The sequence below is a fragment of the Ruminococcus sp. genome (genome assembly GCF_045129435.1).
Classification (GTDB): domain Bacteria; phylum Bacillota; class Clostridia; order Oscillospirales; family Acutalibacteraceae; genus Ruminococcoides.
This window is the reverse complement of record NZ_JBGVJL010000197.1, coordinates 114,403-131,104: the sequence shown is the minus strand read 5'-3', so window position 1 is coordinate 131,104 and position 16,702 is coordinate 114,403. Positions and strand designations below refer to the sequence as shown.

Annotated in this window: 14 protein-coding genes; 4 read left to right on the top strand and 10 right to left on the bottom strand. The window is 41.6% G+C overall.

Going from position 1 to position 16,702, the window contains the following annotated elements:
- From ACJMMI_RS10075 to ACJMMI_RS10050, 6 genes are all read right to left on the bottom strand, one after another.
- The coding region (locus ACJMMI_RS10075) for a hypothetical protein (RefSeq protein ID WP_405355401.1) at positions 1–222 on the bottom strand (222 nt) is incomplete at its 3' end.
- On the bottom strand, positions 210–1,391 hold the full coding sequence (locus ACJMMI_RS10070; RefSeq protein ID WP_405355400.1) for a DHHW family protein: 1,182 nt from the start codon (positions 1,389–1,391) through the stop codon (positions 210–212). The genes ACJMMI_RS10070 and ACJMMI_RS10075, both read right to left, overlap by 13 nt.
- Before the next feature lie 21 nt (positions 1,392–1,412).
- Positions 1,413–2,807 carry an MBOAT family O-acyltransferase gene (locus tag ACJMMI_RS10065; RefSeq protein WP_405355399.1) on the bottom strand — a complete coding sequence of 465 codons (1,395 nt, stop codon included), beginning with the start codon at positions 2,805–2,807 and terminating at the stop codon, positions 1,413–1,415.
- A 685-nt stretch (positions 2,808–3,492) separates the two neighbouring features.
- Complete coding sequence (locus ACJMMI_RS10060; protein WP_405355398.1) at positions 3,493–4,458, bottom strand: M23 family metallopeptidase; 966 nt, start codon at positions 4,456–4,458, stop codon at positions 3,493–3,495.
- Between the two features lie 39 nt (positions 4,459–4,497).
- The gene (locus ACJMMI_RS10055; protein WP_405355397.1) at positions 4,498–5,196 is read right to left on the bottom strand and encodes a bis(5'-nucleosyl)-tetraphosphatase; all 699 of its coding nucleotides are present in this window, start codon (positions 5,194–5,196) and stop codon (positions 4,498–4,500) included.
- Positions 5,197–5,229: 33 nt separating this feature from the next.
- Positions 5,230–6,528 (bottom strand): DHHW family protein, encoded by a 1,299-nt coding sequence (locus tag ACJMMI_RS10050; protein ID WP_405355396.1) that lies wholly within the window; start codon positions 6,526–6,528, stop codon positions 5,230–5,232.
- A 265-nt stretch (positions 6,529–6,793) separates the two neighbouring features.
- Here ACJMMI_RS10050 and ACJMMI_RS10045 point away from each other — a divergent pair, with 265 nt between their 5' ends.
- Positions 6,794–7,558 carry a type III pantothenate kinase gene (locus ACJMMI_RS10045; RefSeq protein ID WP_405355395.1) on the top strand — a complete coding sequence of 255 codons (765 nt, stop codon included), beginning with the start codon at positions 6,794–6,796 and terminating at the stop codon, positions 7,556–7,558.
- A gap of 594 nt (positions 7,559–8,152) precedes the next feature.
- Here ACJMMI_RS10045 and trpS read toward each other — a convergent pair.
- Entirely contained in the window at positions 8,153–9,151 is a 999-nt protein-coding gene (gene trpS / locus ACJMMI_RS10040) for a tryptophan--tRNA ligase (protein ID WP_405355394.1), read from the bottom strand.
- A gap of 12 nt (positions 9,152–9,163) precedes the next feature.
- Positions 9,164–10,354 carry a PLP-dependent aminotransferase family protein gene (locus ACJMMI_RS10035; RefSeq protein ID WP_405355393.1) on the bottom strand — a complete coding sequence of 397 codons (1,191 nt, stop codon included), beginning with the start codon at positions 10,352–10,354 and terminating at the stop codon, positions 9,164–9,166.
- A gap of 328 nt (positions 10,355–10,682) precedes the next feature.
- On the opposite strand from ACJMMI_RS10035, the gene ACJMMI_RS10030 reads away from it, so the two are divergent.
- Together ACJMMI_RS10030 and ACJMMI_RS10025 are read left to right on the top strand one after the other, a co-directional pair.
- The gene (locus tag ACJMMI_RS10030) at positions 10,683–11,531 is read left to right on the top strand and encodes a transketolase (protein WP_405355392.1); all 849 of its coding nucleotides are present in this window, start codon (positions 10,683–10,685) and stop codon (positions 11,529–11,531) included.
- Positions 11,531–12,478 carry a transketolase family protein gene (locus ACJMMI_RS10025; protein ID WP_405355391.1) on the top strand — a complete coding sequence of 316 codons (948 nt, stop codon included), beginning with the start codon at positions 11,531–11,533 and terminating at the stop codon, positions 12,476–12,478. The genes ACJMMI_RS10030 and ACJMMI_RS10025 overlap by 1 nt, the downstream gene beginning before the upstream one ends.
- A gap of 691 nt (positions 12,479–13,169) precedes the next feature.
- Here ACJMMI_RS10025 and gltA read toward each other — a convergent pair.
- Both gltA and ACJMMI_RS10015 read right to left on the bottom strand, forming a co-directional pair.
- Complete coding sequence (gene gltA / locus ACJMMI_RS10020; protein ID WP_405355390.1) at positions 13,170–14,561, bottom strand: NADPH-dependent glutamate synthase; 1,392 nt, start codon at positions 14,559–14,561, stop codon at positions 13,170–13,172.
- A 2-nt stretch (positions 14,562–14,563) separates the two neighbouring features.
- On the bottom strand, positions 14,564–15,406 hold the full coding sequence (locus ACJMMI_RS10015) for a sulfide/dihydroorotate dehydrogenase-like FAD/NAD-binding protein (RefSeq protein WP_405355389.1): 843 nt from the start codon (positions 15,404–15,406) through the stop codon (positions 14,564–14,566).
- 303 nt (positions 15,407–15,709) lie between these two features.
- On the opposite strand from ACJMMI_RS10015, the gene ACJMMI_RS10010 reads away from it, so the two are divergent.
- The gene (locus tag ACJMMI_RS10010) at positions 15,710–16,663 is read left to right on the top strand and encodes an L-lactate dehydrogenase (protein WP_405355387.1); all 954 of its coding nucleotides are present in this window, start codon (positions 15,710–15,712) and stop codon (positions 16,661–16,663) included.
- Positions 16,664–16,702 lie beyond the last annotated feature (39 nt).

Below are 16,702 nucleotides of genomic sequence, written 5' to 3'. Positions count from 1 at the left end.
CCAAACAGCAAGCTGTTTGGCTATAAAAAATTTGCGTAATCTAAAGTATTGTGGGCTTTGCCCACACCCACAACCTTTGAAAAAGGTTGACCAAATTTTTATTTTCGGGTATGAAGTCTGTAATAATTCAGGCAAAAATTTCCCGACCGTTGCTAAACCATAATTTATCCCAACTATTGAAAAAGAAACACTTTTTAATTTCTTTCTTTTTACGACAGCCATGCGATGTCGGTATCGGTTGAAAGGTTATCTATGCCATAAAGGACTAAGATATTATCAGGCTTTTCCTGCTTAGCAAGCTCGGAAACGCTGTCTTTATAATAACGCATATCAACCAAAATTACCTCGCTGTAATTTTCTGCAAGGAACGGTGCAAGACAATGCGAGAAGCTGTCCTTTACAAGGAGAATTTTTCCGCCCTGTGCATTTTCGTTTTTAATTCTTGTCATAGCGTGGTTGCCATCTATGAACACAGGGTATTTATCGTCCTCTTTAAGGTGATTGTAGAAGTACATTGAATGGTAATCCTGCTTTTCGTCACCCTCAATAATCTCTACACTGATGTTATTTTCTGTGTTGTTTTTATTGTTCCAAACCTCAATAGTGTCGGGCTGAGTGAGCCAGAAGCCACTTGTTGAATATGTTGTACCGTAAAAGTCATCGTACTTTTCAACAGTAAACAGGCTCTTGTCCGCCGGTGTTATGCCAAGCGACTTACAGATTTCGTTGTAGCCTGTGTATGCACCTGCTGTTGTCCAGTGGTGGTCGGTCTTGTAGTAAAGCTGAGTGCCGTTTGCATATGCCGACTTGAACGCTGAGCGTAAGTCAACAAAGCTTGCACCGCTCTGAGTAATCGTCTGTTTTGCGTTCTCGATTTTCTCATCATCATTGTATGTATCGTGAACCGCCGGAAGAACATCACTTGCAATGTAGCCCGTTGACGGCACAAGCGTCACAGTTACAGGCACATCAACGCTCTGTGCGAAATCAGCTATGGTCTGCACATTGCTTTTAAGCGTGCTGTCATCAAGCACAGGCTTGTTGATAAGGTAGCCGTTCTTGCAGTTATACACACCGTCTGCACCGTTATTGCCAACAGCGAGATTGAAGTAAGCGTTTGTACCCACCCATTCGGTACGCATTGGAAAATGGTCGGCAAAGTATTTTTCAAAATCTGTACCGAACTTGCCGTTAAGCACCGAATCTACCGATACAGTAGGGAATTTCTGCAAATATCGTTTTTCGCTTGAGCTGTAGTCGGTTTTGGGGTTTATCAAAAACCAGATTGCAAAGCCGAATATAAAAATTATAAACACAAAGCTTGGCAGATGACGGCAGACAGGCTTTGATGATTCCATATGTTGTACTGAGTGTTTTGCTACATATTTCATAAAGACTCTCCTTTCCTGCCGTTAAAATCTGAAATATAGGAATGGGTTATAGCTCTGGTTTACAAGTGAGGCTGTGCAGAGCACAAGCACGATTGCCACAAATGCAGTCTGAGCAAAGCCGATATACTTTGTATTCTGCACCTTTGCATAAAGCTTTGCCGCAAGCGGTGTGCTTGCAACAGCCGCTGCAATTATAAGCGGCAAGTACGAAAGAATAAGGTTTAACGCCTGTTCTCCGCAGATACCGTTGCCGAAGTTGAACAAATCGCCGAGAAATGTACCAAGCTGAGCCATATCTGTAAAATAGAAAAGTCCCCAACCGATAATTACAATAAACATTGTATAGATGTGCTGAATTGCTGATGGCAATTTGTCGAGCACCTTTTTGAAAACAAATTTTTCAAAAATAAGCAATACGCCGTAGTAAAGTCCCCACAACACAAAGTTCCATGACGCTCCATGCCAAATACCGGTAAGGCCCCACACAATGAGCAGGTTAATAATCTGTCTTTTTACGCCTTTTCTGTTACCGCCAAGAGGGATATAAACATATTCCTTAAACCATGTTGAAAGTGAAATATGCCATCTTCTCCAAAATTCTGTAACAGACTTTGAGATGTACGGGTAGTTAAAGTTCTTGAGGAACTCAAAGCCGAGCATATTGCCAAGTCCGCAAGCCATATCGGAATAGCCCGAAAAGTCAAAGTAAAGCTGAAAGCTGTAGGCAATTATGCCCACCCAAGTGCCGACAACGCCGTTCTCGTCAGTGGTTGCAAACATTGCTGTGCTGAGGTTGCCCATCTGGTTTGCAATCAGCACCTTTTTGCCAAGTCCGATAATAAAGAGGTTTACACCCTTTGTAAACTCGTCCAGAGTTTCTCGTCTGTTTGTAAGCTGTTCTGCCACATCACGATAACGCACAATCGGGCCTGCAATAAGCTGAGGGAAAAGTGCCACATATGTACCGAAGTTAATCGGATTTTTTGACACAGGTGCGTCACCTCTGTACACATCAATTACATAGCTCATTGTCTGGAATGTGTAGAAGCTGATGCCGATTGGCAGAGAAATCTGCGGAGTAGGCAGGTTGAGGAACGGCAGCATATTCACCGTTTCGACTATCATTCCGGTATATTTAAACACCGCAAGCGTGCCAATGTCGATAACGCAGGTGAGAATCAGCACAAGCTTTCGCCTTTTCTCGTTATCCTTAAATTTATCTACAAGGTATCCGCCAATGTAGTTTACCGCTATGTTTATGAGCATAAGCACAATAAGCTTTGGCTCACCCCAGCCGTAAAACAGCAGGTTTATAAAGAAAAGAAAAATGTTTCTGCCCTTCCTCGGCACAATGTAATATATCAGCAGAGTAAGCGGCAGGTATGCAAACATAAATACAAGGCTTGAAAAAACCAATCTATATACCCCCAAATACTGTAAAATCGGTGCAAAAATTAGGCTTATTTTTCATATAAAATTGCAGTTCTGTTTTAAACATTGGGGTAACATTGATAAATTATTGTTTAGCAACAGTCGGGAAATTTTTTGCCTGAGTTATTACAGACTTTATACCCGAAAATAAAAATTTGGTCAACCTTTTTCAAAGGTTGTGGGTGTGGGCAAAGCCCACAAATACTTTAGATTACACAAAGTTACGATAACCAAACAGCTTGCTGTTTGGCGGCTTGAACACACAATGGCAAAATCCTTATAATTGCGATAGCAACACAAAAAGCCATTATTCTTTATAAATGAATTATTTCCTTTTAATGGCTATCGCCCGTTTTATCAAACATTGCTTTAGCACACAAACAGCGTTGCTGTTTGTGCCTTATAAATTGTAATAGGCACAGCCTTTCTTGGGCTTTGCCCAAACCCACGAGCCTTTAAAAAGGCTCGACCTAAATTTTATAATATTTATCCAAAACTTTACGCTAAATCACAATTCACCCCAACTATTCAAAAAGAGCCAAAATTGCACCGCTATAAAATACCCCCACCGCTTTTGGTGAGGGCGATTACAGTTTATTTTACATTATTTTGAGGGTTCAGTCAATGACATAAGCACAAATATAATTGCTTTACGGAAATTTTGGCATTATCAACTAATTTCTTTAAATGAAAACTCTCTTTTAAACTCTTTTGTTTGACTGTTACGCACAGTTGAGCTTTTGTGCTGTTCAAGCGTGCTTATCAGTGCGTACATATCAACCCAAATTTCGTTGTCGCTCTCTTTCTGACTCTCGTCAAACACAAGCTCAAGCCCTATGTGCAGATGGCTTTCGGTAATGCCGTTTATGTTTTCCGTATCGCTATATCCTGTTCTGCCGACATAACCGATTACATCACCGGCGGTCACAATGTCACCCTCTTTTAGGTTTTCTGCATATGGCCTGTTCTGCCTTAAATGGGCATAGTACCAATACCTTTTGTTGTCAAGCGAGCGAATACCGATTCTCCAGCCGCCGTATCTGTTCCAGCCAAGGCACTCCACCTTGCCCGACTCAACGGCAATTACAGGTGTGCCGACTGCCGACATCAAGTCGTGCCCCAAATGCGGTCTTGTGTAGCCGAATGTACGCTTTGCACCGAAGTCATCGTAATGCGAATACGGAAAGGTCTTTGCTATCGGCGAAAACCAGCGTATGCCATATGACTGCTTCATACTTTTATCGCTCTGTTCCTCCTCGTATTCACCCACCATACCGCTGAGCACCGCTGTATATACATTATAATAGTATGTATAATACTTCATATCCTTTGTAAGCTCGGCTATTGTTTTGCCGTTTTTAAGTTCATTGCAAAGGCTATCCATATCACCTTGCTTGTATTTTGAAAAATCTCCTCCGTACTTTGCACCGAGGTAGGCTAATATTTCAATATAATCAAGCTTTGTATCCTCCGACCGGGAGGAAATGTCATAATCAACCGCCCTTTGCAAAGCGTCAGAGGTCACATTAAATTCCGCATATTTAATGTAGTTATCGGTTTCCTTTCCGCCCACAATCGTCATAACCGAGCAGGCAAGCACAAACACAGAAATAAGCAATAAAAAAATCCGCTTCATATATAATCACCCGATTATATATATGAAACGGACTGCAAATTAATTTCTCATTAAATGTATTGCGGTTTCAGCTTTTTCAATTATTCTTAAATCATTATCATAGGTGCAGAGCTTGCGAGCCTGTTGTAAATCAACCCATATATAGCTGTCGATTTCCTCCTCCTGAATCTTTACGCTGTCGGTAAACGCCTGTGCAAGAAAGAACACTACCCTCTTGCGAATTTTGCCAAACGGACAGTATTCACTGATTTCTCTAAAGCCTCTTACAAGCGTAACATCAAGACCGGTTTCCTCCTTGATTTCTCTCAAAGCGGTTTCCTGCTCGCTTTCCTCGTTTTCTATATGGCCTTTAGGGAAGCTCCAGTATCTGCCGTTGCTGTTCTTCACAAGCAAAATCTTTGTATTCTTTTTGTTGCGGTAAAAAATCACCGCACCGCAGGATTTTTCATAAAGGCAACTGATGCTCTCCACCTTGACATTGCGAAGATGAGAGAGAATTTTTTTAAGCTCAGGCTCGTAAAAAATCTCGCCATAAGGAGCAACAATAAGCTTTTCGCCCTCAAGACCTTCAAATTTGGCAACAGCAATTACAATTCCGTCAAAGTATTCATCAACTCTGTCTTTGCGGGTAACAAGGTATGCACTCTTGTTGGTAACTGAATTACCCGACACATAAGCCGAGAAAAAACCCTTGCCAACCTTGCCAAATACATTGACCTTAACATTTTCCGCAATCATTGCCGTTGCCTCCTTTCTGAATTTAAAATAATCTTAGTTAAGTAAGCTGTCCATACTGTCAAGCTGTACCTGAGTGTTTGCACTCATAATGCCGTTGAGGTAAAGCACCTCGGTAATACCGTTCTGCTTGCAATAATCTGCAAGGTTCTGACCAAAGTATCTGAAGTCAATAATATGTACCTCAGAATAGTTGTTTGTAAGGTACGGAGCAAAAGCGTTGCCGTAGCTTTCCTTAATTACAGCAATCTTTTTGCCTGTGCCGTTCTCTGAGTCAGAATGAAGAACTGTAAGTGGGTTATCACCCATAATGAATACACCGTATGTGTTTGAACCTGCGTCTGCATACTGATAATATGGTGAATCATAGTTTGAAGTTGTACCGTTTGAATCGGTAATATCCATTGTAACATTATAAGGGAATGTCCAGTAGCTTACGGTATCGGTTGTGAGTCCGTCATTTGTGTTTGCAAATGAGCCTGTAAAGCCCTCAATCTTGTTCTCTGTACAGGTTGTTAAGTCGAGCACATCCTGATTGGTTGCTTCAGCAAATGCTGTGTAAGCATAGTAAGCACCAAGTCCTGTCCAATGATGGTCTGAGTTGTAGTAAATATATTCATTGCAATGCTCGGCAAGCTTGTTGTAGCAGTTAATCGGAGTTACCGATGCGTTAAGTTTTGAGTAAATCTGCTTGATGTTCTCAGCCTGTGAGTCTGACGGAGCGTCGCTGTTTTTAAGTCTTTGCGGAAGTCCCATTTCTGTGTGGTTAGGAACTACCATATTGTACACCTTAACACCGCTGAGTTTCTGCTGGTAGCTGTTGATACACTCTGCATAAAGCTGTGCTCTGTATTCGTCACCGCCAAAGAGCTCATAAGCCGCACCGTTCCAGATATAAGCGTTTGTACCCATATAGCCGTTTGTGTTATCGTCCTGAATGTTCGGTGTAACAAAGTTTAACGCAGATGTAGAAGTGCTTGCCGCCTGTGTGGCAGGCTGAGTGGCAGCCTGTGTAGGCGAAGTGGTTTCGGTTGAAACATCTTCCGTTTTGTGTGAACCTGAGCAAGCCCTGAACATTGAAGAAATCAATGCAATTATAATTATTAATATAAGTATTCCAGAACCGACTATAATCATTCGGTTTCTAAATCTTTTGCTGAATCTTTTTTTGTTTGGTCTGCGATGAACATTGTTTTGATTATTAGGTGCAGGGCGTCTGCCGTTTTGCACAGCAGGGCGGCGGTTTACCGGCTGACGGTACTCTCGCCTGTATTCGCTTCTCTGACGGGCAACCTTGTCATCATCAAAATAATCCAAATTATATTTATCTGCCATTTATCTTCACTCCTGTCTAAATGAACGAGTAACAGATAATAACCGCTGTTTTCTCATTATATTTTTAAAGCATATTTTATTATACAACATCTTTACCCTAAAAACAATACAAAATTTCATTTTTCGATTAAATCTGCAATCAATCCAAATAAAAGCTAATGCAGGCCTACAGATTAGCAAATTAGTGTTGAAACACAAGCAAAAATACGCTATAATTAAATTTTGTAGGATGTATTTTCCAAGAATTTTATTTGGGGTGATATTTATGTTGCTTTGCACAGATGTGGGCAATACAAATATAAAATTTGCACTTTACAAGGGCAACGAACTGCTTATGAAAATGAGATTTTCAACCAACCGCAGCAAAACCGCTGACGACTACGCCGTTGACCTTTACACTATATTCAGAATAAATAATGTTGATGTGAGTGAAATTAACGGTTCAATCATTTCAAGCGTTGTACCTATAGTAACTGATCTGCTCAGAAAAGCAATTCTTACCGTTGCTAATGTTGACAGTTTTGTGGTAGGCCCCGGTATAAAGACAGGTCTTGACATTCGCCTTGACAATCCCGGTGCAGTCGGCTCTGACATTGTATGTATGTGTGTGGCATTAAAAGAACTTTACCCCTGCCCTGTAATTGTGGTAGGTATGGGCACAGCCACAACTATTTTATATGTAAATGAAAACAAGGCATATTGCGGCGGTATGATTTTGCCGGGCGTACAGATTTCGCTTGACGCCCTCACAACAAGGTGTGCGTTGTTGCCGTCTGTTAATTTTTCAGCACCGCAGCACAGCATTGGCACAAACACAGCCGATTGCATAAAAAGTGGCATTATTTACGGTAATGCTGCAATGATAGACGGAATTATTGACCGCTTTGAGGCAGAAGTTGGCAAAAAATGCACCCTCGTTGCCACAGGCGGACTTGCTCAGCATATTGTAAAATTTTGCAAAAAGAACATAATCGTAAATGATGACCTTGTGCTTGAAGGACTCAGACTTATTTATAATAAGAATTTATAAAAACAGCTTAATTATTCAATGTACTGTATTAAATATTGGGGTAACATTAATAAATTATTGTTTAGCAGAAAGTTTCGGATAAATAATATAAAATTTAGGTCGAGCCTTTTTAAAGGCTCGTGGGTTTGGGCAAAGCCCAAGAAAAGTTGTTTTTATTGCAATTTATAAGGCACAAACAGCAACACTGTTTGTGTGCTAAAGCAATGTTTGATAAAACAGGCGACAGCCATTAAAAAGAAATAATTCATTTATAAAGAATAATGGCTTTTTATGATGCTATCGCAATTATAAGGCTTTCGCTATCGTGTTCAAGCCACCAAACAGCAGGCTGTTTGGCTATCAAAGCCTTGCGTTAGCTAAAGTATTGTGGGCTTTGCCCACACCCACAACCTTAAAAGGTTGACCAAATTTTTATGTCCGAGTATAAAGTCTGCAATAAGTCAAGCAGAAATTTCCCGACCATTACAAACCATAATTTTCCCCAACTATTGAAAAAGAGCGTATAAAAAATCAGGTCGAACCCTTGAAAAGGCTCGACCTGATTTTTTATACGAGCAGAAAGCTTTTCTGCCTTTTCAGTTTCTCTACAGTAAATTATAAAATAAATCCGATTTTCTTCATTACCTTATTCATTGTGCGGCTGCTGATTTTAAGTGCGATTTCATCAGCCTTACGGTAGCACTCCTCAAGATAAGCCTTATCCTTAATGTATGACTCATAACGCTCACGAATCGGGCGAAGTTCCTCTACTACAGCCTCACCAACAGCTGTCTTGAAGTCACCGTAGCCCTTGCCTGCAAAGTCATGCTCAATCTGCTCAAAGCTAAGACCTGTAATTGTGCTGTAAATACCCATAAGGTTGTTGATACCATCTTTGCCCTCGCCATAGCGAACACAAGCCTCGCTGTCGGTAATTGCACGCTTAAATTTACGCATAATTGCCTCAGGTGAGTCAAGAAGATGTACACAGCCGTTTACATTTTCGTCTGATTTACTCATCTTCTTAGTTGGATCCTGCAAGCTCATTACTCTTGCACCGTTCTTTGGAATAAAGCCCTCAGGAATTTTGAAAACATTGCCGTAAAGACCGTTAAAACGGGCAGCAATATCTCTTGTAATTTCAATGTGCTGCTGCTGATCAGCACCAACAGGAACTTTGTCTGCCTGATAAAGCAGAATGTCACCTGCCATAAGTGACGGATATGTAAAAAGACCTGCATTAATATTGTCTGCGTGTTTAGCTGACTTATCCTTGAACTGAGTCATTCTTGAAAGCTCACCGAATTGAGTGTAGCAGTCAAGCACCCAAGCCATTTCTGCATGAGTATGCACATGGCTCTGAATAAAGAAAAGGCTCTTTTCTGTATCAATACCGCAGGCAAGAATAGAAGCGTATGCGTCAAGAATATTTTTTCTCATCTGAGCCGGCTCTTGTCTTACTGTAATTGTGTGGAGGTCGGCAAGAGCGTAAATGCAGTTATATTCGTCCTGCATAGTAACCCAGTTGCGGATAGCACCAAGATAGTTGCCAAGTGTGATTGTGCCGCTCGGCTGAATGGCACTGAATGCGATTTGTTTCTTTTCGTTTTCCATAAATATTCTCCTTTATTTCAGCTTGCTGTTTGCCAGCTCACCGAGTATCTTAATGCCTTTTTCAAGCTGCTCGTCTGTTGGGGTTGAAAAGTTAATTCTAAAGCTGCTGCACTTTTCATTTTCATCTGTAAGAAATGCGTTGCCCGGTACTACACATACCTTTTTAAGCACAGCCTCTTTGCAGAATGACGGCATATCAATGCTTTCAGGCAGGTCGCACCAAATGAAAAGTCCTCCGTCAATTTTATGATAGCTGATTGCAGGACTTGCGTATTTGTCAAGCAAATCCATACAGAACTGTGCCTTTTTGGTGTAAAGCTTGCGTAATCTCTCAAGATGTGCATTGAAATCGTACTTTGTAATAAATTCATCGCAAACATACTGCGACCATATATTAGTATGAACATCACTTCCCTGCTTGCACACAACAAGCTTTTGGAAAATCTGCTTTGGTGCAATGCAATAAGCCACACGCATACCCGGTGAAATTACCTTTGAGAAAGAACCGCAGTAAATAACAATTTCGTCCTCGTCAAAGCTCTTTATGTTCGGAATAAACTCACCACTGTATCTGAGGTCACCGTATGGGTTGTCCTCAAGAATCAGAACGCCGTATTTTTTGGCAAGCTCATACACAGCCTTACGCTTTTCAAGGCTCATTGTAACGCCTGACGGATTCTGAAAGTTAGGAATTGTGTAAATGAACTTTGCGTTTTTGTTGTCTTTAAGAGCCTGCTCAAGGGCAGAAATGCTCATTCCGTCCGGCTCAACCGGAACACCTACAAGCTTTGCATTGTAGCTTCTGAATGTATTTAAAGAACCAATGAATGACGGAGCTTCGCAGATAACCACATCACCCTCGTTTACTAATGCCTTTGAGCACAAATCCATAACCTGCTGAGCACCTGTGGTAATTAAAATATCATCACCCTCTCTGCCAATGTTATGCTCCTTTTTCATATACTCCATAAGGTGACGGCGTAGCGGTGTGTAGCCCTCGCTCACACTGTACTGCAAAACCGAAATAGGATTTTCGGCAAGCACCTTTGCAGAAATTTCAGCAATCTCCTTTGCAGGGAAAGCGTCAGGTGACGGATTGCCGGCTGAGAGGGAAACCACCTCAGGGTCAGCTGCATATTTAAAAATTTCTCTGATTGCACTTGGTTTAAGGTTAGAAACCCTGTCAGAAAATGTATATTCCATTTAAAAAATCTCCTTTTTGCGATTTTAACTGATAAAGTAAAAAAGCAATATATTTTATTGTAACACGGTACAGGAAAATATTCAAGCTACCAAAGGGCAAAAGCTATAATTTGTGCGGTAAAAATTTTAAAAATCTGACAAAAATATTAACAAATAATTAACACAATACAATTATTTAATAGTAACAACAAAAATACGGCAAGTAAATTTAGTAAAAAGCTGTTAAAATGGCGTTTAATTCTAATATCGAAAAATAAATTATTTCAATTATGTTACTATGTATATGAAATTGATTACTTCTAATAAGGTTAATCAGGAGGATAATGGAATGGACAGTTCAGAAATCAAGCAGCTCCAGATACTTGCTACAAAAGCAAGAATGGGAGCAATTCTCGGCACTTTTTGTGCTAAGTCGGGACATCCGGGCGGTAGCCTTTCTGCAGCAGATATTTTCACATATCTCTACTTTAAGGAAATGAATGTTGACCCTAAGAATCCTAAGTGGGAGGACAGAGATCGTTTTGTTCTTTCAAAAGGTCATTGTTGCCCAAGCCTTTATGCAGTGCTTGCATTAAAGGGTTACTTTGAGTGGGACGAGCTTTCAAAGCTTCGCCATGTTGGTGCAATGCTTCAGGGACACCCTGATATGAAGGGTACACCGGGTATTGATATGAGCACAGGCTCACTCGGTCAGGGTATTTCAGCAGCTTGCGGTATGGCACTTGCGGCTAAACTCAGCAAAAAGAGCTACCGTGTATATTCTGTACTCGGTGACGGTGAGGTTGAGGAAGGTCAGGTTTGGGAGGCAGCTATGTTTGCCGCTCACAATAAGCTTGACAATCTTGTGCTTTTCGTTGACCAGAACGGCTTACAGATTGACGGTACAGTTGACGAGGTTGCAGGTATTGAGCCACTCGACAAAAAGTTTGAGAGCTTTGGTTTTGAAGTGTTTAAAATAGACGGTCATGACTTCAATCAGATTGAGAACGCACTCAATAAGGCAAAAGAAGTTAAGGAAAAGCCTGTTGCTATTCTTGCAAAAACAGTAAAGGGCAAGGGCGTTTCATTTATGGAAAATCAGGTTGGCTGGCACGGCACAGCTCCAAACAAGGAGCAGTACGAGCAGGCAACAGCCGAGCTTCAGGCTGAAATTGACAGATTGGAGGGCAACTGCTAATGGCTGAATCAAAGAAAATTGCTACTCGTGAAAGCTTTGGTATGGCACTTTGCGAGCTTGCTAAAACTAACGAAGACATCGTTGTTTTTGACGCTGACCTTGCAGCAGCAACAAAGACAAGTATTTTCAAAAAGGAATTTCCTGAGAGATTTTTTGACTGCGGTATTGCCGAGGGCAATATGGTAGGTGTTGCAGCAGGTCTTGCAGCAGCAGGCAAAATTCCGGTGGCTGCGTCATTTGCAATGTTTGCAACAGGCAGAGCATTTGAGCAGATCAGAAACTCAGTTGCTTACCCACACCTCAATGTTAAGATTGCAGGCAGCCATGCCGGCATTTCAACAGGTGAAGACGGTGCAACTCACCAGTGCCTTGAGGACATTGGCATTATGCGTACAATTCCGGGTATGGTTATCATCAATCCGGCTGACCACTATGAAATGATGGCAGCTACAAAGGCAGCTATTGAGTACAATGGTCCTGTATATATCCGTCTTGGCAGACTTGCTATTGACAGCTTTAACGACCCTGACACATATACATTTGAGCTTGGCAAGGGTATCACACTTCTTGACGGTGACGATGTGGCAGTTATTGCAACAGGTCTTTGCGTAAACGAGGCACTCAAGGCTTGCAAGCAGCTTAAAGAAGAGGGCATTAACGCTCGCCTTATCAACATTCACACAATCAAGCCTATCGACAGAGAAATCATCGTTAAGGCAGCAAAGGAAACAGGCAGAATCATCACTATTGAGGAGCATAATGTAATTGGCGGCCTCGGTGACGCTGTATGTTCAGTTGTAAGTGAGGAATGTCCTGTTAAGGTAACAAAGGTTGGCGTAAACGATTGCTTCGGCTACAGCGGTCCGGCTCTTGAGCTTCTCGATAAGTTTGAGCTTACTGCTCCACACCTTGCAAAGAAAATCAAGGCAGCAGCTCAGGATAAATAATTTTTACAAATTTTCTTTAAATAAAATCAACCCGATAATTACTGATAGTAGTTATCGGGTTTTTTGTGCTTTTTAATTGTAGTTTGCAAAATAATAATCTTACTGTTCCCGACAATGACTTAATTACGGTCGGGAGTTAAAAGCTTTGAGAGTGTCTATGTTTTATACTCGGAAATAAAAATTTGGTCAACCTTTTTCAAAGGTTGTGGGTGTGGGCAAAGCCCACAATACTTTAGATAATGCAAAATTTTTGTAGCCAAACAGCTTGCTGTTTGGCGGCTTGAACGCAAAGGCGAAAGCTTGTAATGCGACAGCAACACAAAACAGAAAAGATATTTTTTCTATTTATAAATTATTTCTTTTTAAAAGGCTGTCGCCTGTTTTTTCAAACCTTGCTTTAGCACACAAACAGCAACGCTGTTTGTGTCTGAAAATTTGCAATAAAAACAACCTTTCTTGGGCGTTGCCCAAACCCACGAGCCTTTAAAAAGGCTCGACCTAAATTTTATATCCGAATATAAAGTCTGTAATAATTCGAGCAAAAATTTCTCGACCGTTACAAACCATAATTTTGCAACTATTGAAAATAATCAAACTTTTTTTACACACGAACAGCCCGACAAGCTTTAATTAGTCTGTCGGGCTGTTCTTTATAATATTAAATTCTATAAAAATTCAAATCAATTCGCAATTACTCTTTGCTTTTGATATACTCGTCAATAGCGGCTGCGGCTGTTTTGCCTGCACCCATTGCGAGGATAACTGTAGCAGCACCTGTTACCGCGTCACCACCGGCATATACACCCTCACGAGATGTAAGACCGTGCTCGTCAGTAATAATACCGCCCCACTTCTGAGTTTCAAGACCCTTTGTTGTAGCCTTGATAAGTGGGTTTGGTGAAGTACCGATTGAAATTACTACAGCGTCAACATCGAGAACAAACTCGCTGTTAGGCTTAACAACAGGTCTTCTTCTGCCGCTTTCGTCAGGCTCGCCAAGTTCCATTTCAACGCACTTCATACCTGTTACAAACTCGTTTTCATCGCCGAGAATTTCAACAGGGTTGTTAAGAAGCTTAAAGATAATGCCCTCTTCCTTAGCGTGCTCAACTTCTTCTCGTCTTGCAGGGAGTTCTTCTTCACTTCTTCTGTAAACAATGTAAACTTCCTCTGCACCAAGACGCTTTGCACAACGAGCAGCATCCATAGCAACATTACCGCCGCCTACGATAGCAACCTTTTTAGCGTGCATAATAGGTGTAGCGGAATCTTCTTTGTATGACTTCATAAGGTTAGTTCTTGTGAGGAACTCATTTGCTGAGTAAACACCGCAAAGGTTCTCGCCCGGAATCTTCATAAATCTTGGAAGACCTGCACCTGAACCGATAAATACAGCCTCAAAGCCCATATCGTCCATAAGCTCATCAATAGAAATAACTCTGCCGATAACCATATTGGTTTCAACCTTAACGCCGAGAGCCTTGAGTGTATCAACTTCCTTCTGAACGATTGACTTAGGAAGTCTGAACTCAGGAATACCGTAAACAAGTACGCCGCCTGCAAGGTGGAGTGCCTCAAATACGGTTACATCATAACCCATTTTTGCAAGGTCGCCTGCACAGGTAAGACCTGAAGGGCCTGAACCTACTACTGCTACCTTGTGACCGTTTGGCTCAGGCTTGTTTACAACAACATCTGTCTGAGCGTTGTGCCAGTCAGCAACAAATCTTTCAAGTCTGCCAATGCCGACAGGCTCGGTCTTGATGCCTCTTACACACTTTGACTCACACTGAGTTTCCTGCGGACAAACACGACCGCAAACAGCAGGAAGTGAGCTTGACTTTGAAATTACATCATAAGCACCTGAGAAATTACCCTGTGCAACCTCTTTGATAAAATCAGGAATAGAGATATGTACCGGACAACCCGATACGCATGGCTTATGCTTACAATTAAGGCAACGCTGTGCCTCTTCTATAGCAACCTCCTCGGTGTAGCCTGTGGCAACCTCAAGGAAGTTTTTATTTCTTACATTAGGCTCCTGTGTAGGCATTGGAGCTTTTTTAGGTGACATATTAGGCATAATTACTCAACCTCCTTCTTAAACAGATTACAAGCTTCGCTGTGAGCCTTACGCTCAAAGTCCTTGTACATTGCACCACGCTTCATAGCTTCGTCAAAGTCAACCTGGAAGCCGTCAAAATCAGGGCCGTCAACGCAGGCAAACTTTGTTTCGCCGCCAACGGTAAGACGACAGCCGCCGCACATACCTGTGCCGTCAATCATAATCGGGTTCATAGAAACTGTGGTTGGAATGTTGTAAGGCTTTGTGGTCTTAACAACGAACTTCATCATAATAAGTGGGCCGATAGTAATTACGAGGTCGTAATTTTCGCCTGCCTTAATCATCTCTTCAAGAGGAGTTGTAACAACGCCCTGTCTGCCATGTGAGCCGTCATCTGTCATAACAATAAACTTGTCTGAGCAAGCCTTGAACTCATCTTCAAGAATAACAAGGTCTTTGTTTCTGAAGCCGACAATAGAGTGAACCTCTACGCCAAGCTCGTGGAGCTTTTCAGCGATAGGAAGCGCAATAGCACAACCAACACCGCCGCCGACTACGCAAACCTTTTTGTAGCCGTCTGTGTGAGTTGGCACACCAAGAGGGCCGACAAAATCGTGAAGGCAGTCGCCCTCGTTTAAGTGGTTGAGTTTCTCTGTAGTAGCACCGACAATCTGGAAAATAATGCGTACTGTGCCTGCTTCTCTGTCATAGCCTGCAACAGTAAGCGGAATACGCTCACCGTCCTCGTCAACTCTGAGAATGATAAACTGTCCCGGCTGAGCCTTTTTGGCAATAAGGGGAGCGTCAATCTCCATAAGAGTAACGGTAGGGTTGAGTGATTTCTTTTTAACTATCTTATACATCTCAAATCTATCCCTTCGTATAATCTTTTTTAATTTCAACACATAAAATCGCACCATATGCTTAATAATAGTTTATCACAGGTGCAATGAATTTTCAATACAAATTCGTCATTTTTCGTTGTATTTTTTCAGCACTTTTTTCCAAAGCAATGCACATACGGCTGTATAAATTCATTTTCTATTGTGAAAAATATGAGTAATACATTTTGACGGGGAATTAATTGTTAAGGACAAAAGGCTTAACCTGATTTTAGTTTTAATAATTCCTCACCAATAGAACATTATAAACGAAAGGAAAGTTTTATGTTTACAAACAAAAAGAAAATTGCTCTTGTTGGCACAGGTATGGTAGGAATGAGCTTTGCTTATGCGTCACTCAATCAAAATTTATGTGATGAGCTTGTGCTTATCGACATAAACGAACAGCGAGCTAAAGGCGAGGCAATGGACTTAAACCACGGCATTGCCTTTTCCCCCTCAAGCACCAAAATTTATGCAGGCAATTACAGCGACTGCAAAGACGCCGACATTGTTGTAATTTGTGCCGGTGCAAATCAGCGACAGCCTGACCAAAGCCGACTTGACCTTTTAAAAGGCAACTATAATGTTTTCAAAAGTATTGTTCCGCAGGTGGTCGAAAGCGGATTTGATGGGATTTTTATTGTTGCCACAAATCCTGTTGATATTATGACACGCATAACCTGCGAATTGTCGGGCTTTAAACCTGAAAAAGTAATTGGTACAGGCACTACCCTTGATACCGCAAGACTCAGGTATCTTCTCGGTGAATATTTTGAGGTTGACCCACGCAACATACACGCATATGTTATAGGCGAACACGGCGACAGCGAATTTGTGCCATGGTCACAGGCTTTGATTGCGGTAAAGCCAATTTGTGATATTCTCACCGACAATCCAAAAAGTTATTTTATGGAGGATCTCGACCGCATAAGCAAGGAGGTACGCACTGCCGCCCACGAAATTATTGCCGCAAAAAAGGCCACCTATTATGGTATCGGTATGGCAATCGTGCGTGTTGCAAGGGCTGTGCTTGAAAATGAAAATTCCGTTCTTACCGTATCTGTTCGACTTCGCGGTGAATATGGGGGTAAAAAAGATGTGTTCCTCGGCAATCCTGCCATTATCGGCAGTGAGGGTGCAAAGCGTATTCTTGAATTAAAACTCACCCCATCCGAGCAAAAATACCTCGAAAATTCCTATAATATTTTAAACGACACCTACAAGGGGATAATGTAAATTGTACGGTGTTTCTACTTTGCCTGCCCGACTTTAGCT